Below are 26434 nucleotides of genomic sequence, written 5' to 3' on the forward strand. Positions count from 1 at the left end.
CCTTTTATGCCAAATCGGCAGCGCCTCTTTTGTTCAGCATAACAAACTTTCGTTTTATTTTCAAAAGAGGATGGACGTGTGCAATAAACTTTTAAGCATACGCAGCCATTTTAAGAGTACAACAAGCAAAAAGCAGGCAAAGTTTCTCTAAGGAAACCTCGCCTGCTTTTTTCTCTTTTACATTTCTTCGCTCCACTTAAGCAATTTGTTGCAGTAAATAAACCTTGCTTAACCGGCCGCCGATTCGAGTTGCGTTTCCGCTTTCGGCGGCAGTTTGACCAGCGATACGACCAAGGCGGTGAAGACCAACGCCCCGCCCATGAAGACGAACGCAGCGTTGTAACCAGACATGCCGACCAGGTAGCCGATGATGATCGGCGACAAGATACCGCCGATGCTGCCACCTGCATTCATGACGCCGGTCGCCATGCCGACATGGCTGCGTTTGACCGATTCCATCGGCATCGCCCAGAGCGGACCGAAGGCCAAACCGACCAGAAAACCTGTACCGACCAATAGCGCCATTGCGACCGTTTCCGTCGGTGCGGCCACTACGCCATACAGCACCGGGCCCGCCGCGAGGTTCACCACGATGGCCTGCACTTTCCGCTTGCCGCTGAATACCTTGTCGGAAAGCCAACCGCCGAGCGGCTGCGCGATCCCGAGCGCCAGAAATGGCAAACCGGAGAAGATGCCCATTTTCACCAGTTCAAAACCGCGCGCTTTGACCAGATAGCTGGGCAGCCAGGAGAGTAAACCAAAGAAGGCGCACATAAAGCCGAAGTAGGTCAGCGCCAACAAGGCGATGTTCCGGTTTTTCAGGACGCTCATCAGACCGACGCTGACTTCGTCCGTAGCGGCTGTCGCGATTTCCGTCTGCCCGCTTTTGATGTACTGCAGTTCTTCCTTGCTGATTTCCGGATCTTCTTCCGGCGAGTTCTTCACTAAAAAGTACAATAAGGGAAGAACGACAAAACCGAGACCACCGAAGATATAAAAGAGCGCATGCCAGCCCCAAAGGCCGATAATCGCGACCGCGATCGGCGGCGCGATCGCCGGTCCGAACGAGCAGGCCGAAGTAAAGATCGCGTTAGCGGTCGCCCGTTCCTGATTCGGAAACCAATTGCTGTTCAGCTTGAAGGCGCAGGGCGGTTGAAAACCTTCGCCGATGCCGAACAGTACGCGTACGATGAAGAATTGGGAAAAAGAACGCGCCACGCCTGTCGCGATCGTCATGATCGACCACCAGACCAGAGCCACCAAGAGCACCTTTTTCGGCCCGACTTTATCGCTCAGATAGCCGCCGGGGATTTGAAAGACAGTATATGAAATAAAGAAGGCGCTAAACAGATAACCGACCTGCTCCGGCGACAATGAGAACTCCTTGGATATCAGGGGCATCGCGACTGATAAGTTTACCCGATCCAGAAACGCCACGAAAAATATGAGCCAAGATACAGCTAAGACAACCCAACGTTTTTTCATCTAATTTCCCCTCCTGTAGATTTCCTTCCTCGATCTGCAAGGTCTGCCGCCTAGTTTCTTTTCGCCTGCCGCTTTAGTTTCCAATCATGATGTTCAGGATTTCCACGTCGGTGGATCGCATGCCGCAGCAGCCCATGCGCCCGATATTTTGTACGGTCTGTTCATAATCTTTTTCCACCAGACCTTCGCCGAATGGGAAAAAGAGATTTTGTTTCGCCATTTCATAACCCATGATTCCTGCATCAACGGCGGTTGAAATCTTCGCTGCGCATGACGCCTTCGCACCGTCGCATACGATGCCGCCGACATTGCCGAGCGAATTGACCAGCGTCTTGCCGATGATATCATAATCCGCACCGTGCAGTAGGTAGGCGATGCCGCAAGCGGCCGCCGCGCCGGCCGACACCGCGCCGCAATACGCGGAAAGATTGCCGATGTAGCGTTTTTGATGCAGCGAAAGCAGGTTGGCGACGACAAGCGCGCGGTAAAGGCGCTCTTCACTGACCCCTAGCTCCTTCGCATAAACGACGACCGGCATCGTACAGGTGATCCCCTGGTTGCCGCTGCCTGAATTGATGACGACCGGCAGTGCGCAGCCGTTCATTCGCGCGTCGGAACCCGCGGCAGCAGCCGCTCTGGCTCTGGTGCGCACATCATTGTTGCCGAGGCTGGCAAACATCCGCCCGACCTGCGCGCCCCATTTATTCGTCAGACCTTCTTCGGATATCGCCGAATTGAACTGAATCTGGCGGGCAATGATTCCGCTTACGTCTTTCAGTTCCACCGCATCGGCGAATTCGAGGATGTCCCGGATATTGAGCTTTGACTTGTCACCGAACGCTTGCGTTGAGACGCCCGCTTGTTCGAAGATCACGATTCCGTTCTTCTCGATCCGCTGAATGTGTGAGTGCTTGTTGCGCACTTCTACGACCGCCGTTTCGTCGCCCGCGCTCAGCTCCGCCCGGATGAAGAGGTTCTCTTCGCCTTCCGCCAACCGACAGCTGCAGATTCCCGCTTCGCACAATGCCTTAGCCCCGGCAATTTCCTCTTCGCTCACCCGGCTGATGACTTCCAGTTCAAGCGTCGCGTCACCAGCCAGCGCGCCTAAGACGGCCGCCGCTTCGACGCCTTTTTGTCCGCCGGAATTCGGCACGATGACACCCTTCACGTTCTTGATGATATTGCCGCTGCAAGAAACGACGATTTTTTCCGGCATCCTGCCGAGCACCGCGCGCGCCTTTGCCGCCGCGAATGCGATCGCGATCGGCTCCGTGCAGCCCATCGCCGGAACCAGCTCACCTTTTAAGATCGTAAGATAATTATCGTATTGCGCCTTATCCATAAAAGCCGACTCCTTTATGCATTGCTTGCTTATTTCCCTTTCTTGAAGAACGATACCTGACAGGTGCTTTTTCCGTTTGCAATCGTGTCGCCCAAATGAAATTCAAAGCCCATCGCCTTGGCAATCCCTCTGTCTCCGTCCATCGCCATATCGCATAATTTTTCGCAGGTCGCATCGTCGAAGCCAAGATCCTGCCAGCCTTTCAAGAGCGGGCAATGATGGAATTCCAGTTCGACCCGGTCTGCCGTTTTCGTCTTGAATTCGATTTCAAAGGTCTTGAGTACATTCGGCGTCAAAAACGTTTCGGCAAAACAGGTCACGTTTTGCGGCTCTTTGCACTGGGCTTTGATTTCAGCGCCTTGGAATTCTCCCGTTTCCGAAATCGCTTCGCGGATGAATTTTTCCGCCTGCTCCGCCATGCCTGCTTCTCTGGCCTTCGTATACGTCAGGCCGGTCCAGATCGCGCGATGTCCGATCGCGCCTCTTTGGATGTCCACTACCGCGTCGCCTTTGATGCTGATCTTGTTGTCAATCATCTTCATTTCCCCTTTGCTTTTTTATAAATTAATTGTCGCCGCCGTTTTTTTGACACCAACAATAAATTCACGTCCCCTTGCTGATATGATTAGCTATTTTATTTTAAAACCTCTTTAAGTAAGCTTTTCTTCTTATTCTTTCTTATTTTTTCAGTATTTTTATTTGCGCTAATCATATCACCACTCTTTTTTATCGTCAATATATTTTTTGTTTATTTACACAATTGCCATTTTTCTTCTATTTATCTCCCAAGAGAAGGCGAACAGCATTTCACTCGCGCACTTTTTTCGCTTTTGTAATATGATCACAATTTTATTCATTCTCTTTTTCGGTAACGTTTCCGCCGTTTTTCAATTGACTCTCCTTTTTTTTCAATATATAATAGCTTGATAATTCGATTAAGGAGATAGCGCATGAACAAAAGAACGAATGACAGTTTGAAAGACCAGGTCTATGACGCTTTGTTCTCTGATATCATCAACGGCGCCTATCCTGCCGATACGATTCTGACTGAAAAATTCCTGATGGAAAAATACAGCGTCAGCCGCGCACCGATCCGCGAAGCGCTCACACAGTTGACCGGCACGCAAATTCTCTCCAGCATCCCGCGGCACGGCTACAAGATCCTCCAACCCAGCGAACAGCAGCTCTTGGAAGTCATAAAATTCCGTTCCGCACTCGAATGTTCGTTTCTCACCACCTATTGCACTTACATCGACCGCGAGCGCATCAGCGAATTGCGTACCATCTGCATGGACTACGTCAATTGCGCCAGCAACGATTTTAAATCGCACTGGCATTATAACTGCCAGTTCCATCTGAAACTGTTCGCCATCTACGGCAACCACTACGCCTATAAACTCCTGGAAGAAGCGCTGAACATCCAAACGATCTATTTCGTACAGAAAAAGCACAGCGCGACAATGGATCTACACCTGGCCTTGGTCGACTATCTGGAGAAAAACGATATCCCGATGGCGATCACGCTTTTGAAGGCCGATATCGAAAATTTGTTATTGCCGAACACAGCGCCGACTCCGGTAGACAGAACCTGACGTCTGCGGTATTTCCCCGCAGCCAAAAGGCGCCGCCTCGAAGTTAACTCTTCAAGGCGGCGCCTTTTTCGACCCTACTGTATTTTTTTCGCATCACGCTCTTCGATGATTATTACATAACATCATAACGCTCATAGCGAAAAAATATTTTACTTGTCCACTAAACAATCATACAATAAAATGGAGTTATTTTACGCTACAGCATAGGAGATAAAGGAGAGAATGCGTATGAATTACAACGATGTACTGAAAACCGCACGCACCTGTATCGGAAACTATTGCAAGGCCTGCACGATCTGCAACGGCATCGCCTGCAAAAACAGCCTCCCCGGACCCGGCGCAAAAGGCGTCGGCGACACCGCGATCCGCAACTATCAGAAATGGCAGGAAATCCGCGTCAATATGGACACCCTGTTTGCGCCACAAAGCGTCGACACCAGTCTGACTTTGTTCGGCCAAACCTTCCAATACCCCTTCTTCGCCGGCCCGGTCGGCGCAGTCAATCTGCATTACGGCGATAAATTGAATGACATGTCGTATAACGAAATTCTCGTTTCAGCCTGCAAAGAGAACGGCATCGCCGCTTTCACCGGCGACGGCACCGACCCGCGCGTCATGGAAAGTGCAACGGCCGCGATTGCGAACGCGGACGGACGTGGCATTCCGACCGTCAAACCTTGGAATCTTGACCTCATTCGGGAAAAAGTAAAACTGGCTCACAAAGCAGGAGCTTTCGCTGTTGCGATGGATATCGACGCGGCCGGTCTGCCCTTCTTAAAGAACATGACCCCGCCGGCGGGCGGAAAGTCGGTCGCCGAACTGCGTCAAATTTCAGATTTGGTTGGCGTCCCTTTCATCGTGAAAGGCGTGATGACCGTAAACGGCGCGCTAAAGGCTAAGGAAGCGGGCGCAAGCGCGATCGTCGTCTCGAATCACGGCGGACGCGTACTGGATCAATGCCCAGCGACGGCCGAAGTACTGCCGGAAATCGCCGCGGCGGTCGGAAGCGAAATGAAAGTCCTCGTCGACGGCGGCATCCGCTCCGGCACGGATATCTTTAAGGCACTCGCGCTCGGCGCACATGGCGTTCTGATCTGCCGCCCGTTTGTGACCGCCGTTTTCGGCGGCGAAAAAGAAGGCGTGAAGAGCTATATCGACAAACTCGCGGACGAATTAAAAGACGCGATGACGATGTGCGGCGCGTTCCGCTTAAGCGAAATCACGCGCGACATGGTGCGTAAATAAGAAGATGACTCCCTCAAAAAGGAGCTGTCGCAAAAGGCGTTCATTCGCCTCTTTGCAACAGCTCCTTCTTTATCTTGCCGTACCGCTTTCCTTCGTATTATGAAACTCCACATAGCGGTCGCCCCAACTTTTAAGGCTGTCTAGCACCTGCGAGAAATCTTTGCCGATGTCACTCAGCTCATACTCCACCTTAGGCGGCACCTGTGCATAAACAGTTCGCGTGATCATGCCGTATTCTTCCAGCGTCCGCAGTTGTTTGGTCAGCGTCGCCTGCGTCATCTCCGGTAAACGGCGTTGCAGTTCGTTGAAGCGAAGCTTTTCCTCATTCAAAAAGTGCAGGATCATCAGCGCCCATTTGCCGGACAAGATCTTCTGCGCGGTTGCGTACGGACATTTGCCGAACAGTTCTTCTAATGTAAGCATGCTATCCCCTCCATTAGTATCTTTTTTAATACTATCTATTAAATAAAATCGTACTTTTATTTTTTATCGTTGCAGACTATACTTTGTGTAAGGTTGATTGTAGCACTAAAGGTTGCGACAAGCAATGAAAAATGATCTGGAGGGATTCTCATGAAAACATTAGTAACCGGTGCAACCGGGAAATTAGGCTCAAAAGTCGTCGCGGAGCTGCTGAAAAAATTGCGCCCCAGCGAATTGGCGGTCAGCGTCCGCACCCCGGAAAAAGCAGCACACTTAAAAGCACTCGGCGTCGACGTTCGCCAGGCAGATTTTGATCAGCCGGAGACATTAACACGCGCCTTCAGCGGCATCGATAAACTGTTGCTCATTTCCGCCGACGGCGACAACGAAACGCGCATCCGGCAGCATGCCAACGCAGTCGCAGCAGCCAAGCAGGCGCAAGTCAAATTCATCGCCTACACCAGCGTCGGCAACGCAAGCGAAAGTTCGCTCTTCCTCGCGCCGGTTCATAAACTGACCGAAGAGGCAATCCGAAAGACCGGCATTCCCTTCTCTTTCCTGCGCAATAACTGGTATCTGGAAAACGAGACCGGCACCATCCAGGCCGTCCTGGCCGGAGCGCCGTGGCTGACCGCCGCCAAAGACGGTAAAGTCGGCTGGGCCCTGCAGCAAGACTACGCCGAAGCCGCCGCTGCTGTTCTCTTAGGCAGCGAACACGAAAACAGCGTCTACGAACTGTCCGGCAAACCGCTGACGCAAGAAGAGCTGGCCGCCGCACTCGGCGAAGTTCTGCAGAAAGACGTACCCGTAAAGCAGGTCGATGATGCGACCTACGCCGAAATCATGGGCCAAGTCGGCGTACCCGACTTCGTCGTTCCGATCCTGGTCGAAATCCAGCGCGCGATCCGCGCCGGCGCGCTTGATCTGCCGCGCAGCGATTTCGAAGCCTTGCTCGGCCGTCCTTTAACGCCGCTCAACCAAGGTTTGTCCCAGATTGTTGAAGGACTGGCAAAAAAATAATCACCGAAAGAAACACAAAAGCAGCAAACTGCCTCACCACGGCAGCTTGCTGCTTTTCTCGTCGGAAACCTATTTTTTCGAGTTATTGCTTGCCGTTCTTTTCAAATGTACCAAAGACGCATTGCTGTTTTTTCTCTACCATCATGTTTCCTTTAGCAAACACGTATTGAATGTTTTTCACTTCGTCTAAAATCACCAAATCGGCGTCGCTGCCGACCTGGATACAGCCTTTTTTCGGGTACAGTTTCAAGTTTTTCGCCGGATTTTCAGTAATCAAGCGAATCGCACTTTCCAGCGTCAGAGCCCCTTCTTCCATCAATTCCTGCACCGTTTCAAATAAACTGCCTATGCGTGCCGCTTCCAAGCCGATTAGTCGTCCGTCACCGTCAAACGCCGGCATGCTTCCGTTGCCATCGGAGCTCAGCGTAATCTGCTCCGTCCCCACGCCTTGCGCGAGACAATAGCGCACGGCTTTCGCGGCCGTAATGCCTGTTCTTTTGCCGGGAATGTTCGCACTACTGGTCGTAATGTCAATTTTCCCGCCCAGCTTGGCAAAACGAATTCCCTCTTCCAGCAATTCAGGATTACGGCTGATATGCGTCGGCAGGAATTGCGTTATCGGAATTTCGCCCTCTGCGGCAATGGCAAACAAATCCGCCAGTTTTTTCTTGCCGTCGCCGACGTGCAGTTGCAGCACTCCAGCCTTACCGCTCAGCATCCCGCCGACGCGGCTCTGTGCAGCCAAGTTGGCAATTTCTTCTTTGCTTGGCTGCGCCGAGCGATGGTCTGCAATCGCAATTTCGCCGCAGCCAATGACTTTATCAATCAAGATAATATCGTCGCGCACGCTGCGCGTGATCGTATTGGTCGGCACTTCGTACGATCCGGTATAGATGTACGTCGTCACGCCTTCTTCTTCCAAACCGCGCGCTTTGGCCAACAGGCTGGACATATGCCGCGTTGTTCCGTCCGTCCCCAGACAGCCGACGACCGTCGTGACTCCGGCGTTGATCACATCGCCCAGTTGTACTTCCGGCGTGCGCGTCGCATAACCGCCTTCGCCGCCGCCGCCGATCAGATGCACATGTCCGTCGATAAAGCCAGGCACAGCCGAACACGACTCTAAATCAATCACGCGGCAATCCCAGCCCGCCGGAACTTCGATTTCTTGCTCCAATGCGGCAATTTTATCGCCAGCAATCAATATGTCCCTCTTGCCAATTTTATCAGGCGCAAACACCTCGACTCCTTTGAGCAAAGTGAAAAAATGTTTCTCGTTCTGCATGAAAATGCCTCCTTAGCATACGGGCGCTTTATTATTTGATAAATTGCAGCAATAGCTGCATGACCCAGATCGACAGCATCGCATTAATCGCGCCAATCGCTAAAATAGCGGCATAGTGACGCGGATTCGTCTCCGAAAGTCCGAGCACCCGTCCAACATTTTGCACCGGATTGCCCATCAGATAAATGGCCGGCAGCAACGCACTGATATGCAATGAAGTCAGATGTCCCGAAGTATACAAGCTGGCCGCGACGCCGACAGCGCCGCCCATACTCATGACGGATGCTAAAATCACAGCAGCCGCTTCACCGGGTAAGCCCCACATCATCATGACCGGCCCGCAAACATCGCCTACCACTTTCAGCAATCCGGTTACCTCCAAGACACGAATCAAAACGAAGGCCATGACCAACGCCGGAATCAAATTATGTACGCCGATCCGATAACCATTGCGCGCTCCATCCATAAACATGTCCAAAACATTCCGTTTATCTTTTATCTCTTCCATCATGCTTTACCCTCCTGCTTCGCAACTTGTCCCGCTTCAAAACGCAAGTATGCACGCATCAAATTTGCCCCGACCACCTTGAACACAAAAATAACCAAGAGCGGCAAAATGATCGGTCCCACCATCAAACCAAATAGTGCGGCGCCTGATGAAAAATAGTTTGATATCATACCGCTGGCGCTGGACTGGTAGGCAATGAAAACAGAACGCTGTCCATCATCAATTTGCTTCTTTTCATACATTTCTTTTGCCATACCCGCACCGGCATCGGTACTCTGCATATTAGCAATCAGCGCCAAGCCGCAAGTTCCCGGCAAGCCCATCAACGGTTTTAAAACTGGCGTCAGCAACTTTTGCGCCACGCGCAAACCGCCAAGCCCCTCTACCACTTCTACCACGCCAAGAGCCAGGATGATGGCCGGCATCAATTCCAGCGCAAATAAAAAACCGTCCCGTGCGCCACTGCCGCCTGCACCTCTAAACGTAAAACTTTTTCCCGCTTCGCCGCTGATTTTGCCAAATGCGCCATTTAGCACCGTAAAGTCAATTGCCCGATACCATTCCTGACTTGTAGCAAGCAAGCCGGAAAAGAACAGGATTGCAAAGGCAAACACTACATAGGCCTTTACGCCGACTTTTGGCTGTTTGTTATTCCCCTCCATTTTTGTCCCTCCTTAAAAAATATAATTCCATCTACCGAAAACACTATATGCAATTACCATGCCAACTTGAACCTCATCCTTCACGCCTTGTATTTCCTTTCTCTAAGCAGGACTTTTACAAGCACAGCGCGAAATCAGCCCTTTATTGTCCCTTTTACTTTCCCTTTTAATACGCCCTTTTCCCATTAAAGGAGGACTATTAACTTGAAACATCTTACACTGATAACCAAAGGCAGAAACACCTGGCAAACTTTGTCCGAACAACTGGCGGCGCTGCTCGGTAATCACGTGACCATATCCGGTTACCACCTCGGTTCAGCTTTGCCGGATCGTTTGCAAGGCGATTTAGTCCTGCTCTCCAGCAATGAACTGTTACCGCATGTGCGAAACCTGATTCCTGCTTCTTGTCCGGTTCTTATCACTAGACGTTCGATCAATTATCATGAGGTGGAAAAACTCTTCGACATCCCGGACGGCAGTGATGTTTTGCTCGTCAACGACGATATGAGTACCGCGCGCGAAACAATTTCACTGCTCTTGGCGCTCGGCATCGACCATGTTCGCTATCATCCCTACGCCCCCGGCTTGCGCGACTATCCGCAGCTGAAACTGGCCGTCACGCCCGGCGAGCCCGACTGCGCCCCGCCCTGCGTCGAAAGGATAATCGACATTCATTCACGCACCGTCGATATCACCACCCTTGTCGAAATTGCGGACAAACTTGCGCTGTTAGATGCCAATGCCAACATCTTGTCGGCCAACTACATGCGCGATGTGATCCGGCTTATTAAAACAAATAAACAAAACGCGACGATCAGCCACATTTTGAATAACAAGCTACATGCCGTCATTAATACCGTCCACGACGGGATTATCGCAATTGATGAAAATCAAGCCATTTCGGTCATTAATCCCGTAGCTGAAGAGTTGTTGTCATTACCGGCCGAGCAAGTCACCGGCCAAAAGATCGATGCCGCATTAAACAGCCAACTGGAAAAATTCCTGACGCAACTATCTCCACAACAAGAGGAGAATTTTATTTCCTATAACAATCGCCAACTCGTCGCCAATGCGGCTGCAATCGGTAATAACGAAAAACCGTCCGGCTTCATCTACACATTCAAAGACGTCTCGGAAATTCAGCGTTTAGAAGAAGAATTGCGCCGCAAAACCGTACGCGAGCAACAAGTCGCCCGCTATACGCTGTCACAAATCATCGGCAACAGCAAGCCAATTCAAAGCGCAATTGAAAAAGCCACCTGTCTGGCCGCCTCCGATTCGCCGATTCTGATTCAGGGTGAAAGCGGCACCGGCAAAGAATTGCTGGCGCAAGGAATACATAACGCATCCGCCCGGCGGCACGGCCCCTTTATCGCGATCAATTTTGCCGCACTCAGCGAAACGTTGTTGGAAAGCGAATTGTTCGGCTATGAAGAAGGTTCTTTTACCGGAGCGCGAAAAGGCGGCGCTGCCGGTTTGTTTGAGCAGGCGCACAAAGGGACTCTTTTCTTGGATGAAATCGGCGATTCGCCGCTTACCTTTCAAGTCCGCATCTTGCGTGTTTTGCAGGAAAAACAGGTCCGCCGCATCGGCAGCACGCGAAACATCCCAATCGACGTCCGCGTTATTTCGGCCACCAACCAAAACGTAAAAGACCTGGTCGCGCGCGGTTTGTTCCGCCAAGACCTTTACTACCGCCTCAATGTTCTGCCGCTTGCGCTGCCGTCGCTGAAAGAGCGAAAAGAAGACATCCTCGCACTGGCAACGCATTACTACGAACGATTCAAGCCAGCCGCCGATAAACAAAACGCCGCCGATTACTTCCAGCATGTCGCGCCTTATTTTCTCGCCTACGACTGGCCCGGCAACATTCGCGAACTGCAAAACGTCGTCGAATACCTGGTTAACATTTGTCCGAGCGTGCCGCCGAAAGCGGATCTTTTAAACGACGAGCTGCGCCATTATGATCTTCTTTTGCGCAACGTCAGACAAAACAATCCGTCCCAAACGACAGAAAGAACACTGCACGAAAAAGTGCTGGAAGAAATCGCCCGCTGCAATCAGCAAGGCATCTCGGTCGGCCGCCGCTCGCTCGCTCACATGCTCCAGGTGCCGGAAAGCAACATTAGAAAAACCATTTTGCAATTGAAAGCAACCGGACAAATTGAAATTTGCAAAGGCCGCAAAGGTTTACTTCTTATCTGATGAAAACAAAAAGCGTCTCACGTTTTTGCTTATAGCAAAAGTGAGACGCTTTTTATTTTGCACTATCTTTTCAGCCTTTAGTAATTGCTCAACAATACCATGCTAAGCATCCAAGTCATCGACACCATCAGTGGCATAATTTGGTTTTTCCGCATGACATTCCCCTCCCCTTAAACGCTAATCTCGCCTCATTTCGCCGCCACGTTATGATCTGGTCCGAAATTCAAGTTGATGGATAAAATGCGGATGATGCTTACATACGCGTTCCAGTTGATTACAGTCTACCGCTTCCGGCGATTGAATTACCACACTACCCAAATAAGTATAAAGTTCTCCGCAAAAAACCAGTTCAACATCTCTTTCATCCATCCGAATTTCCGTTATATCTGTGGCAATTATTTGTTTATTTAGCCACTCGCTTACAACGCCAATTGAAATTTCCTTATCAACAGAAAACGTAACCATCATTCGTTGTTTCATAATTAATTCGCCTCTTTTCCAATATAACGCCCAACATTATTTTCTACTCTCATTATAAAAACGGTTGCATAAAAACAGTGTAAATATTTGCTGTGTTTATATTAAAATAATATAAATCCGCGCAATTCCGCAAAACACAAACAAAAAACCGGCTCCTTCGTCGCTTTGACGGAAGGGAGCCGGTTTTTCAAAAAAACCTTCACCATTTTTCGATGATATGTGCAAAGCCGAACTGTTTATATTCCTGCCAAAAACGACTGCGTTCCGGCGGAAGTTGCACCGGTTCACGCAGACGCTTCTGCTCGCTAAGACTTTCTTCTTTCTCCCGTTCCTCGCTGAGTAAATCCTCTTTGCAGCGGGCAAACAAGTCCGCTCCTTTGACTGAGTTCAGCATAATCAAGGAAACACCCAACGGATCAAACCACTGTGGACTGTATTTCTCAATGCCCCAATAATCCGCGATCGTCAAGTCGGATGCACGCTGGAGATCGGTAAAGCGGCAGGCCGAACAGGACGACCTTGTAATCGCGCCTACTTTGAAAAACAAATGATAGAATCGATCGTCCTCCTGCAGCCGCGAGTCGCTTTCGGTACGAAAGAGAAAGCCTTTGTTGCTGTTTGCACGACTCCAACCGTCTTTCTTCGAACGGAATTGCACGCCAGCCAGCTTCGCGCCTTGTTCGCGTTCCAGCAGTTTTTTATACTCTTCCCAGATCAACGGACTGGGAATACTGTGGCAGACCAAGTCGCAACAATACAGCTTCTTTGCCAGCGGCGAATCGCCGATAAAGGCGCGCACGCCTGCGGTTTGACACGGAGTACCAGTAAACAACACCATGCGCCCCTCTTTCAGATCACTCTTTATTTGCGCATGGACTTGCGTTATATCGCTCTGCACATATTTAGAGATCCGCATCCGGTCACGCTCCGCGCTCGTTTCCGCCCGCCGGTGCAGTACACGAAAATCCTCATCATAGTCCGCGCCGTAAATGACGCCATTTTGCCGCAAGACCGCGTCGGACAGCGCCGTGAAAGCTCCGCCGGAGGTCGACTGAAGCAGAACGTCCGCCGACTTATGCCGCGCCACGTAAAAACGCGACAACTCTTGCTCCTTATAATGCCCTTCGTGCAAGAGCGGACAAACAGCGCGGCAAATGCCGCAATCCAGGCACTGCGCCGCGTCAATTTTCGGGTAGAGAAACCCCTCTTCATCCGCTTCCATCGTGATCGCCTGCTCGGGACAACGGCTAAAGCAAGCACCGCAGCCGCTGCAGTCTTCTTTTCCTGCATAAACAGATTCCATGTTTCGGCCCATCCTTTCTTTTTATTCTCACGGATGTTTTTTCTTATCGCGCACCGCTGACTGCCGTTTTCTTTTTTCTCAGTTTGTATTGCAGCCACCGTTCACAATCCGTCCAAACAGCAACCGCCGCCAATCCGCCAAGAAAAAGGCGCATCCAATTGATCCCGCTATAAAATTGATCAACAATCGTAAACAACACCCCAATAAAACAAAGCCAACTGCAGGCGCGCATCGTCCTACCTCCTGTGCATTTCGAAATTCACTGCAGCTGCTTTTACTTCAAAAGCATGACGATTGCCGTCACCAACAGCAGCGAACTCGTAGCCATTTTTATCATTCGCTGGACTTCACTATCAAGCAGATACCTGCGAATGCGAAAAATCAATGCGATCAAAAGACTGTACCAAGTCACCAGCATCGCAATAAAAATAAGCGTCAGAAACAAGGATTGCGAAAGCAAGCTCTGATCCTGATTCATGTATTGCGGGAAAATTGAAAGAAAAACCAATGAGGTCTGGATATTCAAGACATTCGTCGTAAAGCCCTTCGCAAAAAAACCGCGTCCTTTTTCCTCTCCGCTTTTCTGCACTGCGTCAGTCTGATCCAAGGCGTTCAAAGGCGTCCTGCGCGCACTCGCCATACCGCTGAGCGCCAAATACATAAGATAGATGCAGCCTAGTCCTTTGAACAAGCTGAGCAAACTTGGCGACTGCAACATGACAAGCGCGACCCCCAAGCCCGACAGCATCATATGCACAAACATCGAAGCGGTAATTCCGGCCACATTATATATCGCCGCTTTGTGTCCAAAATTCAAGCCCGATTGAAAAACTAAAATCTGATTTGCTCCGGGTGTAACCAGCATCAACAACATCACAAGCATAAATGAATATAATTCCGCCCCGCTGATTGGCAAACTCAAAACGCACCGCCCCTTTATCGTTTTTCATTTCATCACAGAGCATTTTACAGGACACTTCCCGACACTTCATTCCTCTGATTTGTTGCCATTGTAACACAGGCTAAACTATAATAAAATTATCAAAAACGCATGTTAGCTATATCAAAAACACATGTTAGGTGGCGATACGATGGATATTCGCGATATGAAAGTATTTTCTGCGATTGCAGAAGAGGGAAACATCAGCAATGCCGCCAAGCGTCTGAACATTGCGCAGCCCGCCCTCAGTCGGCAGATGAAGCAATTAGAAGAGGAACTTGGCGTCCAATTGTTCGAACGAGGCAGCCGCAGAATCCGTTTAACGGAAGCTGGGCAACTTTTCCGTGAGCGAGCCGCGCAAATCCTTGCCTTGGCTGACGCTACCGCAAACGAAATGAGTGACTTTCACTCCGGCCTCGGCGGCGTCATCTCGCTTGGCGCGGTCACCACTTCCGGCGTCGCTTTGCTGCCGAATTTAATCAGCAGGTTTTATCAACTTTACCCCAATGTCACCTTTCAACTCTGGGAAGGCGACGGTTTTCGCGTCTTGGAGCTTTTGAACACCGGCATCATCGAAGTCGGCATCATCCGTGCACCGTTTGATTCAGAACTTTACGAATCGATCCTTTTGCCGCCGGAACCGCTCGCCGTCGCAATGAAAAAAAATGCCTGCTATTGCGGCAAACGAGAAGACAGCGTCAAACTCTCGGAACTGGCCGAACAACCCCTAATCATTCCGCTTCGCTGGAAAGAAATGTTTCTCGACTGGTGCGCCAAAGCCGGTTTCACGCCCAAAATCATCTGCGTCAGCGACAGCATTACGCTGAATATTTTGTGGACAAAACAAGGCCTCGGCATGGCGCTGGTGCCAAAATCAACCGAAGACCTCTTCTCCGACCCGTCGTTGCGCTACAAGATCATTGCAGAGCCATCTCTAGCAACGCAAACCGCCATCGTCTGGTTACGAAACCGCAGACTTTCTGCCAGCAGCCGCCATTTTCTTGATTTGTTGCAAAAAGACATCTTTCAATAGGGAGAAGAAATAAGAACCGATCGCTTCTATCACACGGATGGAAGCGGTTGTTCTTTATTTGACATCTCTTGCATACGCTTTCCCTGAATAAATCCCCATTCACCGCGTAAAAGTTTTCCGCAACTCGTCATCTGCACTTCAACAAATTCAGATTAACCTCTGTTATTTTTAAAAAATCGTTACGACTCGCTTCCGAAAAAACGAAAGCAATTCGGGTCAAGTCCGCCCCTTCCCTGTATGCTATCCTATATCTCAGGAGGTGAAGTTGTGAATGCAATCGATAATTTAGACGCCGTCAATGCCGTTCAGCGCGTGCAGGATTATATCGAATCGCACCTCGGCGAACCGATAACGCTTTATATGCTGTCGCGCGCAGCCGGTTATTCTCCCTGGCATACGTCCCGCTTATTCAAGGAACTGACCGGAAAAACATTGCCTGAATATATTCGCATTCTGCGCCTTTCGCGTGCCGCGCTGACGCTTCGCGACGGCGACAGCAAGATTATCGATGTCGCACTTGATTTCGCGTTCGACTCGCATGAAGGTTTCACGCGCGCCTTCACAAAAAACTTCGGCATCGCCCCACAAACGTATCGCAAAAAAGCGCCGCCCATTTCCCTTTTCCTGCCGAGTCCGATCCGTTCTTATTACATCCTATTGCAGAAGGGAGCATCCGCCATGCCAAAAAATTCATTTGCTAAAACTGTTTTCGTCCAGGTCATCGAACGTCCCGCCCGAAAATTAATTTTGAAGCGAGGTCATCTTGCCGATAACTATTTTGATTACTGCAAAGAAGTGAGTTGCGAAGTCTGGGGATTGTTGTGCAGCATAAAAGAAGCACTGTATGAACCGATCGGCGTGTGGCTTCCGTCCAGATTCCGCAAAGAGAACACTTCCTTTTATGCGCAGGGCGTCGAAGTGCCTGTCGATTACAGCGGCGAAATTCCCGCCGGTTTTGACGTCATCGACTTGCCCGCCTGCAAAATGATGGTCTTTCAAGGCCAACCTTTTGCAGCCGACGATTTCATGGAAGCGATCGAAGAAGTCTGGCAAGGCATCAAAACCTATACGCCCGAACTTTACGGCTTTCAATGGGCGGATGAAGAGAGTCCGCGTTTCCAACTGGAGCCGGTATGCGAGCGAGGTTACATCGAAGCCCGCCCGGTACGTTCTCTGTCATAGCCCTATCATCACAGAAACAAAAAGAACGACACCCTTCTGCTTCACGCAGGAACGGGAATCGTTCTTTTTTTGTTTCTCTCGCAATATTTTTGTTCCAATCTTCTGCTCCCAACGTTTAATATTCTTAGCGATATGAAGATATACCACTGCGAGCGATGAGAGGATACACACGCTTTAGCGAAAGAGATCCGAATAGATCGCCGAATTTAAAATGGATTGGGGGAATGAAAAATGGAACAAAAACTCATCTTAAAAAATAGCAACGGCTCCTTGAGCGCAGACGGCAAGACGTTAACAGGAACTAGCGGTACACATTGGGCATTTGCTTCCGTCGATGACGTTCAGTACAGTTCGGGAAAGCATCGCTTTGCTTTTCGCTATGATGGGCTTATAACAGGACTCGGCATTGCCAGCGTTGATTCAAACTTAGACGGCTATTGGCTTATTGGACGGAACACTCCAGGAAAACAACGCGGTCTTTGTGTTGCAGGAAACAGTTTTGTTAATGCTACGGCAGGTTCAAAATATCCTGACGATGCTGCTTATTGCCAACCGTTTTCAATCGGTGACATTGTTGAAATGGAAGTGGATTTTGATAATGGAACCATGGAATTTTTTAAAAACTCCATCTCACTCGAAGTATGCTTTACTGACATAAACACCTTACCTAAACCAATGTATATTATTGTATGCGCCGTAAGAGAAGGTGGCTCTGGTCAAATTACCATTGTTGAAACGCCAACACCAACCACCCCTATCGCAATCCCCGCCAATCTGGCGACAAACGCAGGAGATGCAAAGGTATCACTTTCCTGGACAGCAGTAACCGATGCCGCCGGCTACAACGTCAAACGTGCTACCACTGCAGGCGGTCCGTATACGACAATCGCCAGCAACGTTAGCGGCGCGACCTATGTGGACGGCAGTGTGACCAACGGTACGACATACTATTACGTGGTAAGCAGTGTGGCGACTGCGGGCGAAAGCGGCAATTCGAATGAAGCCTCGGCAACGCCGAATAAAATTCTTATTCCAACGCCAGTTAATCTAACCGCAAGCGCAGGCGATGCTCAGGTGTCTCTTTCCTGGACGACGGTAACCGGTGCCGCCGGTTACAACGTCAAACGCGCCACCACTGCAGGCGGTCCGTATACGACGATCGCTAGCAACGTTAGCGGTGCGACCTATGTTGACGGCAGCGTAACCAACGGTACGACATATTATTATGTGGTAAGCGCTGTGTCGGCTGCGGGGGAAAGCGGCAATTCGAACGAAGCCGCGGCAACGCCGAACAAGGCAGTTACGCCGCCTGTTCCTGGCGGTAATGTCCTACTGCGCATCGTTATGAGCGATTCCAGCGAGCGCGAATACACGGTGAGCAAAAGCGAGGTCACGACGTTTGTTAGCTGGTACAACCGAACGGTGAACACCGGCAACACTTGCTATACGTTTACAGATAGCATCGACGGCAGCCTCGAGTACCTGGCTTTTGAAAAAATCATTAGCTTTAAAGTTCTACAACTAAGCAAGTAAGCAAAAGAAAGCCCCGCCAAATTCCGAAATGGAATTGGGCGGGGCTTTTCGCTTTATATGGCCGATTCTCCTACTCACTAAAATAAAAATCCACGCATAATATGTACTCCTTGCCGTCCGCGGCGCGAAAGAGGCGCGAAATGGTTCGGTTCAAATTCCCGGTCGCGTAGGAAACATAGGGATCGCTGACATACATTTCCCGTCCGGCCATGATGTGTAGGCAGTAGTTTTTTGCCGATTGATCGCTGCCCTTTGTGGCCGGCTGGAAGAGACGCTTGCTGCAGCCCAGCTTTTCCTGGCAGAGACTTTCGGTCACCTGTACGCCGCGGCTATTTAATACGTAGAGGCATTCGACCGAGTTTTCGCAAAGCATACTGCGCAATACGGCGCTAAAATCGTCGGGCTGGCAGCTTTTTATTCTTTGCAGCAGCTTTTCAACGACCAGCTTATACTGCGTTTGTCGTTCGTAACTCCGGGCAATTTTTTCGATCTTATATTGTTGATAATCAGCAGCGGTCTCTTTCATTTTTGCATTGACCGCATCGCACTGCAGCCTGTCGGCGGCAACCGGGCGGCCGTAGTAATAGCCCTGCGCAAGATCAGCGCCGAGTTCCCACGCCGCCATCGCTTCTTCTTCCGTCTCGACGCCCTCGGCGACCGTCAATGCGCCAACACGGCGCGCCAGCGTTACCAAGGCGGAAAAGATTTCCCGCTTGTATGCGTCCTGCATTAAGTTTTGCACCATGCAGCGGTCAATTTTGATTACGTCCGGCTTGGCAATTAAGATGCGGGCAAAATTGGAATCGCCGACGCCGACGTCATCCAACGCGATCATGAAACCATGCCGCCGATACTGGTCGATGAAACGTTCCAACAAGAGCGGACTTTGATTTCCATTTTCTGATATTTCGATGACCACGCGTTCCGGTTCCACTCCCTTTGCACGGACGGATTCGAGCAGGTAGTCCGAACCGACGACGCCTTCCGTTAAGATGCTGGCATCGATGTTGACGAACAGCAGCCAGTCCTCGCCCTGCCTCGCTTGAAACGCGGCAAATGCGCGATCGCGGCAAAGGCGATCCAAGTGCAAGCGTTGCCCTAATTGATCCGCCTGCTCAAATAAGACACTCGGCATAACCAGCGTCTCTTGATGCCAGCCGCGCGTCAGCGCTTCGACGCCCATCACCTTGCCGCCCTTTAAGGAAACCAACGGTTGAAAATATGTCGTAAGCAAACCTTGCTCAATAATCTCTTTTACGATCGAGCGTTGTTCCTGTTCGACCGCTTCTTGCGCTTCTTTCATCCTGTGTCGCCTCCCCGTTAAGCAAAAAACGGCCGCAAGAATCCCTTCCGGGTTTCTCGCGGCCGCATTGCCGTGCAATCGATTGCTCTGATTATACCGTTCCCTTTGCTTACTGTCAAATCGTCCTTATCAATCGGGCATCTTCACTGCGTCAGTTCTAAGGCAACGCTCTTGCTTTTGGCAAACTGCTGAAAATACCCGGCCACGCGACCGAGCAAAATTCCGGTGCAAAGGCCGGACACGGCAAAGACGACGGCCAAAAGCGGCGTGTTGGGCACGCTGCCTTGCCCGAGCGCCGACGCATAGCCGACGCCGACTTTACCGGCAATGACCAGCAGCATGATAATCAACGTACTCCATGTGCCGGGCAGCTTCACCAGGCGGTTCGCATGATCGAATGTCAGCGTAAGTCGCATCGCAACCATCCAGCCACCGAAGCCTCCGAGCAGCAGGCCGATAATCCAGGTCGTCACATTGGCGTGTCCAAGCACCGCCTGATTCCAAAAACTTTCCACCGCCAGAAAAACCAAAAGCAGCGGTGCGAGAAAGAGTTTTTTTAGCGGCACCACCCGCGTTTGTGACGCTTGGACGCCAATCTTAACGATCATCAATGCAACCAGATAAACCCACCAAGGAATTCCGGCCATGACTTGCGCGATATTCATCGTTTATGCCTCCCTGCCATTTTTTCATTAATGCTACACATATTCCCTTCTTATCGTATCAAATTGCTTTGCTTTTCGCACTAGCCAAACAGTTAGTATGACATATTTTTTCCGCATACGAAAAACAAGACTGTATTTTTCAACAGTCTTGTTTTTTTGTATTGCTCTTTAGTTTTCTTCCGGCATCAACATTTTGCCGACGTAGTATTTCTCGTCCTCCGTCAATGCAATGTTCAATGCCGCCTTGAACAGTTCGCAAGTCTTATCGACTGCCCGTTTGATTTCTGCGTCGACCGGTTCTTTTTCCGTTTCGCATTTCAGGTCTTCGCCAATGACGCTGCGCTCCAGCGCATAGCCCATATGAACCACGATTCGAATCTTTACGGCGTTGTCAAATTCCGCTTTCAGTTCCCGCTGCAAGGTCTCGACAAAATTCAATAGCAAGCCGATGATTTTATGCGGATTCAAAAACGTGAGAAACTGCGCGAGATTTTCTTCGCACAAATCTTTGATCACGACGCTTTCTTGCTGCGGTAAGATTTCCAGCTGCCGTCCTTTGATGATTTCGCGCAGCACCGCTTCGCCGTTTCCGTCGATTAAGCGCTCCAATGGGATGAATGGAATGTTGACTTTCGCCTTTTTCACGCCGACGACCGCCAGCACCTCATACTTTTCCTGCAGCACTCTGACCTTTTTATCCAGCTCACTGATTTCCAGCGGGAAGACCTGGATCGTTTCCGTCGTCAACGTGCGCACTACATTTTCCACGATTTCTTTTAACTTTAGTGCGGTCCCTTTGCCCGACGTGCATACCGTTACGATCGCCTTGTTCCCGTCATTTTTTTCGCTCGCTTCGTTATTGTAGCCCTTGAACGCGCGCAGTGACTGGTAAATCTCCTCCAGTTCCATATCAAAGACACTGGATTTTCTGACCGCTTCCAGTACCAACGGCGTAGAGACCATGTCGATCGTCCGCACGTTGCTGCCCGTCTTTTCGATAATCGTCGCTTCAAATTTGTAGAGCGAGCCCATATCGACGAGCAGCAAGACGCCGCTTCCCTTGTCCATGATTTTCACTTTTTCGATGATGACTTCAAGAATTTCTTTCGGGCTGACGTGCAGCGGCATATCGACCGCGCAAATCGGCATGCCGTCGCCCAACAGCTCGCGCACGAGGCTGACCATGCTGCTGGCGGTGCTGCTGCCGTGCGCGGCGACAATGATGCCGACCGGATCTTCCTTTTCCTCATCGACCGATTTTAATAAGATCGCAATGTACGCGACTTCCGCCTCCGGCACCTCGACTTGGAATGTCTCGCTCATAATCTCTTTGATCTTCAAAGCCACCTTTAGTTCCGCGTCACTGTCCGCCAGTGAACTGATACAGCCTTTGGCGTCATATTTTTCTTCTTTCAGCCGTTTGAAGAAGAGGCTCAAATGAAAGCTCAGCGCATAAATGAAGCGGTCGCTGTATTTGCGCGCCAGTTCGGTCTCCGCCAGCGTCTTCATCTGTTCGGCAAAATCAAGGATTTCCTTATCGATGATTTTCGAGATCCGGTTCCGGTCTTTATTGCCTTTGTTGAAGGTGGTATAAAACTTTTTCAATTTGCCGTTCAGCTCGGCAATAATGAACTGATTGATGCCGCTGTCCGGCATCCCTTCTTCGCGCAGCAGGCTAATCCGGTCTTCGATCAGCTTATACAGGTTGATCGGCACTTCTTCCGTCTCTTCGATAATCGCCTTATAGCGCTCCGGGCTCACCAAAAGCGGCGCAGCGAGGATGTGATCCAGTTCGGCAAATTCCTTGTGGTTTCTGCCGATCTCAAAGAGCCCGCTCTTGATGTCGGAGGAAAGCGTCTTAAAATCCAATTCGATGCATTCGCTGCGTTTGTTGATGCTGTTAAGAAATCCTTTGGCGCAGGTCAGCTGGATATTGGATTTGAGCTGCCCGATGTTGCCGTACGATACGCTGCCGATCAAGGCCTTGACGACTTCGCCGGATATCTTGATCGTCTTGTTCACCCGGTGCGCCTCATTGACGAACAGGTGCTTGATGATGTCGATTTTCTCCTGTATCGTCCGTTCCGTGAGCGAAGGAATGCTGATGTTGATCGGTATTCTGCGCATAAACGTCTTTAGCATGTACGAACCCGGATCTTCGGTCGTCGCGCCGATGATCAATACGCTGGCTTTTCGTTTCCGTTCCGTTTCGCCCAGTTTGTTGTAGCTGCCGGTATCCATGAAATAGAAGATCATTTCCTGCCCTTCCGGCGGCAGGCGGTGTATCTCATCCAAGAACAGGATGCCTTCGTTCGCTTTTTCGATCAGACCTTCTTTTTCCTGCTCCGCGCCGGTAAACGAACCTTTGCTGTGTCCGAAGATATGCGCCAGCAAAAGCTGCGGATTGTTGTAGTAATCCGCGCAGTTAAAGGTAATGAACGGCGTGTCGTCGGTAAATTTTCCGACATGTTTGCCGTAGTTATACATCATTTTGGCGAACAGCGTCTTGCCGACGCCGGTTTGGCCGAAGATCAGCGTATTCAGTCCGACCGGCGGATATAGGATCGCCGCTTTGGCCTGCTCGACCTGATTTTTCAAACTCATTTCCGCGCCGATGATATTGCGAAACGGATCTTCGTCTTCTTTTTCGGCCAAAAGCTGCGCGACGCTGTCCACTTCTACGCAACACTCGCCTATTTTTATCTGCAGCACTGCTTCAAGAGCGCTTTTGTCCAGAAATTTTACTGGCCTGCCTTTTATTTTTATGATCTTATCGGCGCGCAGCAGTTCCTGCAGCTCTTTGCTGACATTATTGCGTAAGATATCCAGCCGATCTGCCATTTCGCCCGTTTCAAACCCCTTGTCGCCCAGCAAATCTTCCCGTGAAAGTTTCTGCGTATTTTCATGCAAGTAAGCATAAATTTTATCAATTCTTTTCATGTACAGCACTACTTTCCACTTTAAATTCAGGCATCGCCAAACGGCAATTCAAGGCTCATCAGATCGACTTTTCTATCGCTCGCCACTTTTCTCAGCTCCAGTTCAATACCTCGCGCATGAAGCTGCTTAAAGGCCGCGACATCCTGCTTGCCGACCGATACCGCGCCGGTAATCAGCATCGTTCCATCCTTATAGCACATGCCGCCGACATTCACCGACGTAATCGCCACGCCCGCTTCCACCATGCGCAAAACGTCAGTCGGATTCGTAAAGAGAAAGAGCGTTTTAAAATCGGCATACTTTGGATTTTTGTACGCTTCGATGGCTTTGTCGATCGGCAGCACGTAGGCCTTCGCGCCGGGCGGCGCCATCTGCAGCAACAGTGCCTTGCGCAGCGGATCGGCAGCAGCTTCGTCGCTGCAGGCAATAATTTTATCAGCGCCGACCGCCTTTACCCAGACAATCACCACTTGACCATGGATGAGCCGGTCATCAATTCTCGCCAGACAAATCTTCATCGCAGCCTCCTGTCCGTTCGTTTCGCAGCCTCTTTGCAAAACTTACATGTGCCGTAATACCGTCACAACAATAAAGACGGCGATGCCGACGCCAAAAACCAATGCAAACCGCACGGCCTTTTCTTTCGCCGTTTGCGGTACATTTTTTTCATTACTCATGTTTATTCCCCCTTCTTTCTTTTCACGAAAACGCTCTTAAGTTACAGCACTTTTCTCTTGTTTCCGTGGTTATGATAAACAACTTTATTAAATCAGCACAACAGATAGGTATCTATCGCATGCGCCACGCCGTCTTCTTCGTTGGACAGCGTGACCGCAACTGCCTGCAGTTTCACTTCGTCCGGTGCATTGCCCATCGCAATCCCAAGCCCCGCATAACGGATCATATCGATGTCGTTGTAATTATCGCCGATCACCATCAACTCGCTACGGTCTATCTTATATTGCTTGATTAACGCTGAAATCGCAACACTTTTCGCAGCATTTTTCGCTATAATTTCCAGATACGTCGGCTTTGAAAGCGACAGATTCAACTTCTCGCCAAACAGCTCTGTTAATTCCTTCTTAAGCGCGATGAGCTTTGTCGGCTCACCCATGCATAGTATTTTGTGGCAACCTTGCCGTCCCCACATCGCAAGCAGCGGCAGGCAATCGCCGATGGTCGCTTGTATTTTAACAATTTCTTCTTCCTGCCGGATCCAAGCGTCTTCTTCGTCGCTATACCATTCATCTTCTCTATATAAACTGACGCTTGCACCCTGTTTTTTCCCGCGCAAATAAATTTCTTTTACATATTGAGACTCAATCCGAAGATCGTCAAGTATTTTTCCATTATAACCGATTGTCAGCGCGCCATTGTAACAAATCATCGGCGCATCGAGTTTTAACTCTTCCGCCAAAAAGCGCATCCCTTTCGGCATCCGTGCTGAAACCAGGACAACCGGAATTTTTTTCTCCTGCGTCGCTTTTGCAATGGCCGCCTTTGTTTGCTCTGTAATCTGGTGCCGCGAATTCAAAAGCGTTCCGTCAATGTCCAAACATAGCATCTTATACATAGCGTCCTCCTTTGCATTTGCCAACGCGGGCAGCACGTAAACGCGCCGAAGGATGCTCTGTTGCAGCGCATTCTCCAGCACGTTTCCGCCATGAGCTATTTTTATTTCAGGAACCCGCCCGCATAACCTGCGATTCCCAGGGCAAAAAGTCCGAAGATAATCGCAATCGCATTGACTTTCCGTTTTAACAGATACATGCAAAGGAACGTCAACGCCAGCGGCAGCATGCCGGGCATCAATTGATCCAAGATCGTCTGAACCGTCGTGACCACCGTTTTGCCGTCCGCACCGGTGACCGTCGAGACGACGAGCGGCACATTCATGCTGGTCCACTTTGAAACCAGACAGCCCATAACGAACAGCCCTAAGATCGACGCGCCTTCCGTCAGCTTTTGCAGACGGTTGCCGGACATATCCGAAACGATGCCCGTTCCGGTCGTGTAACCATATTGAAGGCCGTAGTATTTTGTCGCAAGCCGGATTACGTTAAAGGATAGGAAAAATAAGATCGGGCCTAGAATGGTGCCGCTCAAGGCCAGCGACGCTCCCAGCGCAGCGGTAACTGGACGTATCGTCCCCCAGAAGATCGGGTCGCCGACACCGGCAAGCGGCCCCATCAGGCCGATTTTCACGCCGCTGATCGACGCGTCGTCAATGTTCGCTCCATTCGCGCGCTGTTCTTCCATTGCGGCGGTGATCCCCATGATCGGCGCCGAGATGAACGGTTGCGTATTGAAGAATTCCAAATGCCGTTTCAAAGCCTGTTTTAATTCTTCGCCTTTATATAAGCGTTTCAGCGCCGGAATCATGGTCACGCAAAAGCCCATCGACTGCATTCTTTCAAAATTAAAGGACGCCAACAAAAAATTAGAACGGATAAACATATTGAACAGATCGCCTTTGGTTAATTTCTTTTCACTCATTCTGGTCGCCCTCCCTATAAATCCAATTCATCTACGGTCTGCGTCGCTTCGCTGTATTTAGGGTTTAACTGGATATACAGAATCGCCAGTACCGTTCCCACTACGCCGAAAGCAACCAGATTCAGATTGGTAAATGCAGCCACCACGAAGCCCAAGAAGAAAAATGGCATTAAATATTTGGCTTCCATCATGTTGATGACCATCGCATACCCGACAACGACGATAAATCCGCCGGCAATTTGCAGACCGCGCGTAATGACTTCCGGTATCGACGCCAGCATCATATTAACGGTATCGGTTCCCGCAATCGCCGCAACCAATGCGGTCGGAATCGCGACGCGCAGCGCCTGCAGCGTCCAGGCAAGCAGGTGGCACATTTCAATGCCCCGGCAACTGCCGGCTTCGGCATACTTATCCGCCAGATGTTGAAAGAACGTCGTCGCCGACCGGACAAAGATCGTAAGCACCTGTCCCGCCGCCGCAATCGGAATTGCGACCGCGATGCCCGCGCCGATCGACTGTTTGCCGACGATGACCAAAATTGCGGCGATTACGCTGGCCAGCGCCGAATCCGGCGCCATCGACGCACCGACGTTCATCCAACCCAAAGCCATCAACTCCAGCGTACCGCCCAAAATAACCCCCGTCGTAACATCGCCTAAGACAAGACCGACCAGCGTACAGGCGATCAGCGGCCGATGCCCCTGCCCTTCATCCACTACGCTTTCCAGACCTGTGATAGCCGCAACGATTATCAATAAGACCATTTGCAACTCGCTCATTGCTACCCCT

General features: G+C 50.4%; 25 protein-coding genes. 7 read left to right on the forward strand and 18 right to left on the reverse strand.

Going from position 1 to position 26434, the window contains the following annotated elements; genetic code table 11:
- Positions 1 to 228: 228 nt before the first annotated feature.
- From QTL79_RS00625 to QTL79_RS00635, 3 genes are all read right to left on the reverse strand, one after another.
- The gene (locus QTL79_RS00625) at positions 229 to 1485 is read right to left on the reverse strand and encodes an MFS transporter (RefSeq protein WP_346352990.1); all 1257 of its coding nucleotides are present in this window, start codon (positions 1483 to 1485) and stop codon (positions 229 to 231) included.
- Positions 1486 to 1558: 73 nt separating this feature from the next.
- On the reverse strand, positions 1559 to 2827 hold the full coding sequence (locus tag QTL79_RS00630; protein WP_346352991.1) for an L-cysteine desulfidase family protein: 1269 nt from the start codon (positions 2825 to 2827) through the stop codon (positions 1559 to 1561).
- Positions 2828 to 2856: 29 nt separating this feature from the next.
- A complete protein-coding gene (locus tag QTL79_RS00635) occupies positions 2857 to 3363 on the reverse strand; it encodes an L-2-amino-thiazoline-4-carboxylic acid hydrolase (RefSeq protein ID WP_346352992.1) in 507 nt (168 codons plus the stop codon).
- A gap of 414 nt (positions 3364 to 3777) precedes the next feature.
- Between QTL79_RS00635 and QTL79_RS00640 the strand changes: the two genes are divergently transcribed.
- Complete coding sequence (locus tag QTL79_RS00640; protein ID WP_346352993.1) at positions 3778 to 4419, forward strand: GntR family transcriptional regulator; 642 nt, start codon at positions 3778 to 3780, stop codon at positions 4417 to 4419.
- A 228-nt stretch (positions 4420 to 4647) separates the two neighbouring features.
- On the forward strand, positions 4648 to 5664 hold the full coding sequence (locus QTL79_RS00645) for an alpha-hydroxy-acid oxidizing protein (protein WP_346352994.1): 1017 nt from the start codon (positions 4648 to 4650) through the stop codon (positions 5662 to 5664).
- A 69-nt stretch (positions 5665 to 5733) separates the two neighbouring features.
- Here QTL79_RS00645 and QTL79_RS00650 read toward each other — a convergent pair whose 3' ends face one another.
- Positions 5734 to 6087, reverse strand: coding sequence for a winged helix-turn-helix transcriptional regulator (locus QTL79_RS00650; protein ID WP_346352995.1), 354 nt, complete (start codon positions 6085 to 6087; stop codon positions 5734 to 5736).
- Between the two features lie 150 nt (positions 6088 to 6237).
- Here QTL79_RS00650 and QTL79_RS00655 point away from each other — a divergent pair, with 150 nt between their 5' ends.
- Positions 6238 to 7107 (forward strand): SDR family oxidoreductase, encoded by an 870-nt coding sequence (locus QTL79_RS00655; RefSeq protein WP_346352996.1) that lies wholly within the window; start codon positions 6238 to 6240, stop codon positions 7105 to 7107.
- Positions 7108 to 7189: 82 nt separating this feature from the next.
- On the opposite strand, the gene iadA is transcribed toward QTL79_RS00655, so the two are convergent.
- The 3 genes from iadA to QTL79_RS00670 are packed head-to-tail and all read right to left on the reverse strand — an operon-like array spanning position 7190 to position 9562.
- Positions 7190 to 8392 (reverse strand): beta-aspartyl-peptidase, encoded by a 1203-nt coding sequence (iadA, locus tag QTL79_RS00660; RefSeq protein ID WP_346352997.1) that lies wholly within the window; start codon positions 8390 to 8392, stop codon positions 7190 to 7192.
- Positions 8393 to 8423: 31 nt separating this feature from the next.
- Positions 8424 to 8903, reverse strand: a complete 480-nt coding sequence (locus QTL79_RS00665) for a YjiG family protein (protein ID WP_346352998.1) — start codon at positions 8901 to 8903, stop codon at positions 8424 to 8426.
- Positions 8900 to 9562 carry a nucleoside recognition domain-containing protein gene (locus QTL79_RS00670; RefSeq protein WP_346352999.1) on the reverse strand — a complete coding sequence of 221 codons (663 nt, stop codon included), beginning with the start codon at positions 9560 to 9562 and terminating at the stop codon, positions 8900 to 8902. The genes QTL79_RS00665 and QTL79_RS00670 overlap by 4 nt, the downstream gene beginning before the upstream one ends.
- Before the next feature lie 204 nt (positions 9563 to 9766).
- On the opposite strand from QTL79_RS00670, the gene QTL79_RS00675 reads away from it, so the two are divergent.
- The gene (locus tag QTL79_RS00675) at positions 9767 to 11767 is read left to right on the forward strand and encodes a sigma-54 interaction domain-containing protein (protein WP_346353000.1); all 2001 of its coding nucleotides are present in this window, start codon (positions 9767 to 9769) and stop codon (positions 11765 to 11767) included.
- A 204-nt stretch (positions 11768 to 11971) separates the two neighbouring features.
- On the opposite strand, the gene QTL79_RS00680 is transcribed toward QTL79_RS00675, so the two are convergent.
- The 4 genes from QTL79_RS00680 to QTL79_RS00695 all read right to left on the reverse strand — a co-directional run bounded on the left by QTL79_RS00680 (position 11972) and on the right by QTL79_RS00695 (position 14472).
- Positions 11972 to 12247 carry a hypothetical protein gene (locus QTL79_RS00680; RefSeq protein ID WP_346353001.1) on the reverse strand — a complete coding sequence of 92 codons (276 nt, stop codon included), beginning with the start codon at positions 12245 to 12247 and terminating at the stop codon, positions 11972 to 11974.
- A 199-nt stretch (positions 12248 to 12446) separates the two neighbouring features.
- Complete coding sequence (locus QTL79_RS00685; protein ID WP_346353002.1) at positions 12447 to 13550, reverse strand: Coenzyme F420 hydrogenase/dehydrogenase, beta subunit C-terminal domain; 1104 nt, start codon at positions 13548 to 13550, stop codon at positions 12447 to 12449.
- A 43-nt stretch (positions 13551 to 13593) separates the two neighbouring features.
- Complete coding sequence (locus QTL79_RS00690; RefSeq protein ID WP_346353003.1) at positions 13594 to 13782, reverse strand: hypothetical protein; 189 nt, start codon at positions 13780 to 13782, stop codon at positions 13594 to 13596.
- Between the two features lie 42 nt (positions 13783 to 13824).
- Entirely contained in the window at positions 13825 to 14472 is a 648-nt protein-coding gene (locus QTL79_RS00695; protein WP_346353004.1) for a LysE family translocator, read from the reverse strand.
- Between the two features lie 169 nt (positions 14473 to 14641).
- Here QTL79_RS00695 and QTL79_RS00700 point away from each other — a divergent pair, with 169 nt between their 5' ends.
- From QTL79_RS00700 to QTL79_RS00710, 3 genes are all read left to right on the forward strand, one after another.
- Positions 14642 to 15523 (forward strand): LysR family transcriptional regulator, encoded by an 882-nt coding sequence (locus QTL79_RS00700; protein ID WP_346353005.1) that lies wholly within the window; start codon positions 14642 to 14644, stop codon positions 15521 to 15523.
- Between the two features lie 267 nt (positions 15524 to 15790).
- Positions 15791 to 16705, forward strand: coding sequence for a helix-turn-helix domain-containing protein (locus QTL79_RS00705; protein WP_346353006.1), 915 nt, complete (start codon positions 15791 to 15793; stop codon positions 16703 to 16705).
- A 231-nt stretch (positions 16706 to 16936) separates the two neighbouring features.
- Complete coding sequence (locus tag QTL79_RS00710) at positions 16937 to 18238, forward strand: hypothetical protein (RefSeq protein WP_346353007.1); 1302 nt, start codon at positions 16937 to 16939, stop codon at positions 18236 to 18238.
- Positions 18239 to 18308: 70 nt separating this feature from the next.
- Here the strand turns inward: QTL79_RS00710 and QTL79_RS00715 are convergent, their stop codons facing one another.
- The 7 genes from QTL79_RS00715 to QTL79_RS00745 all read right to left on the reverse strand — a co-directional run bounded on the left by QTL79_RS00715 (position 18309) and on the right by QTL79_RS00745 (position 26424).
- A complete protein-coding gene (locus QTL79_RS00715) occupies positions 18309 to 19541 on the reverse strand; it encodes an EAL domain-containing protein (RefSeq protein ID WP_346353008.1) in 1233 nt (410 codons plus the stop codon).
- A 143-nt stretch (positions 19542 to 19684) separates the two neighbouring features.
- The gene (locus QTL79_RS00720) at positions 19685 to 20206 is read right to left on the reverse strand and encodes a hypothetical protein (protein ID WP_346353009.1); all 522 of its coding nucleotides are present in this window, start codon (positions 20204 to 20206) and stop codon (positions 19685 to 19687) included.
- A 168-nt stretch (positions 20207 to 20374) separates the two neighbouring features.
- Positions 20375 to 23146: a sigma-54-dependent transcriptional regulator gene (locus QTL79_RS00725; protein ID WP_346353010.1), complete on the reverse strand. Its 2772-nt coding sequence runs from the start codon at positions 23144 to 23146 to the stop codon at positions 20375 to 20377.
- Between the two features lie 26 nt (positions 23147 to 23172).
- Positions 23173 to 23664 (reverse strand): mannose/fructose/sorbose PTS transporter subunit IIB, encoded by a 492-nt coding sequence (locus QTL79_RS00730; RefSeq protein ID WP_346353011.1) that lies wholly within the window; start codon positions 23662 to 23664, stop codon positions 23173 to 23175.
- Positions 23665 to 23915: 251 nt separating this feature from the next.
- Complete coding sequence (locus tag QTL79_RS00735; RefSeq protein ID WP_346353012.1) at positions 23916 to 24719, reverse strand: Cof-type HAD-IIB family hydrolase; 804 nt, start codon at positions 24717 to 24719, stop codon at positions 23916 to 23918.
- 101 nt (positions 24720 to 24820) lie between these two features.
- Positions 24821 to 25642 carry a PTS mannose transporter subunit IID gene (gene manZ / locus QTL79_RS00740; RefSeq protein WP_346353013.1) on the reverse strand — a complete coding sequence of 274 codons (822 nt, stop codon included), beginning with the start codon at positions 25640 to 25642 and terminating at the stop codon, positions 24821 to 24823.
- A gap of 14 nt (positions 25643 to 25656) precedes the next feature.
- Positions 25657 to 26424, reverse strand: a complete 768-nt coding sequence (locus QTL79_RS00745) for a PTS mannose/fructose/sorbose transporter subunit IIC (protein WP_346353014.1) — start codon at positions 26422 to 26424, stop codon at positions 25657 to 25659.
- Positions 26425 to 26434: the final 10 nt, after the last annotated feature.

This window comes from Azotosporobacter soli, assembly GCF_030542965.1.
GTDB classification, from domain to species: domain Bacteria; phylum Bacillota; class Negativicutes; order SG130; family SG130; genus Azotosporobacter; species Azotosporobacter soli.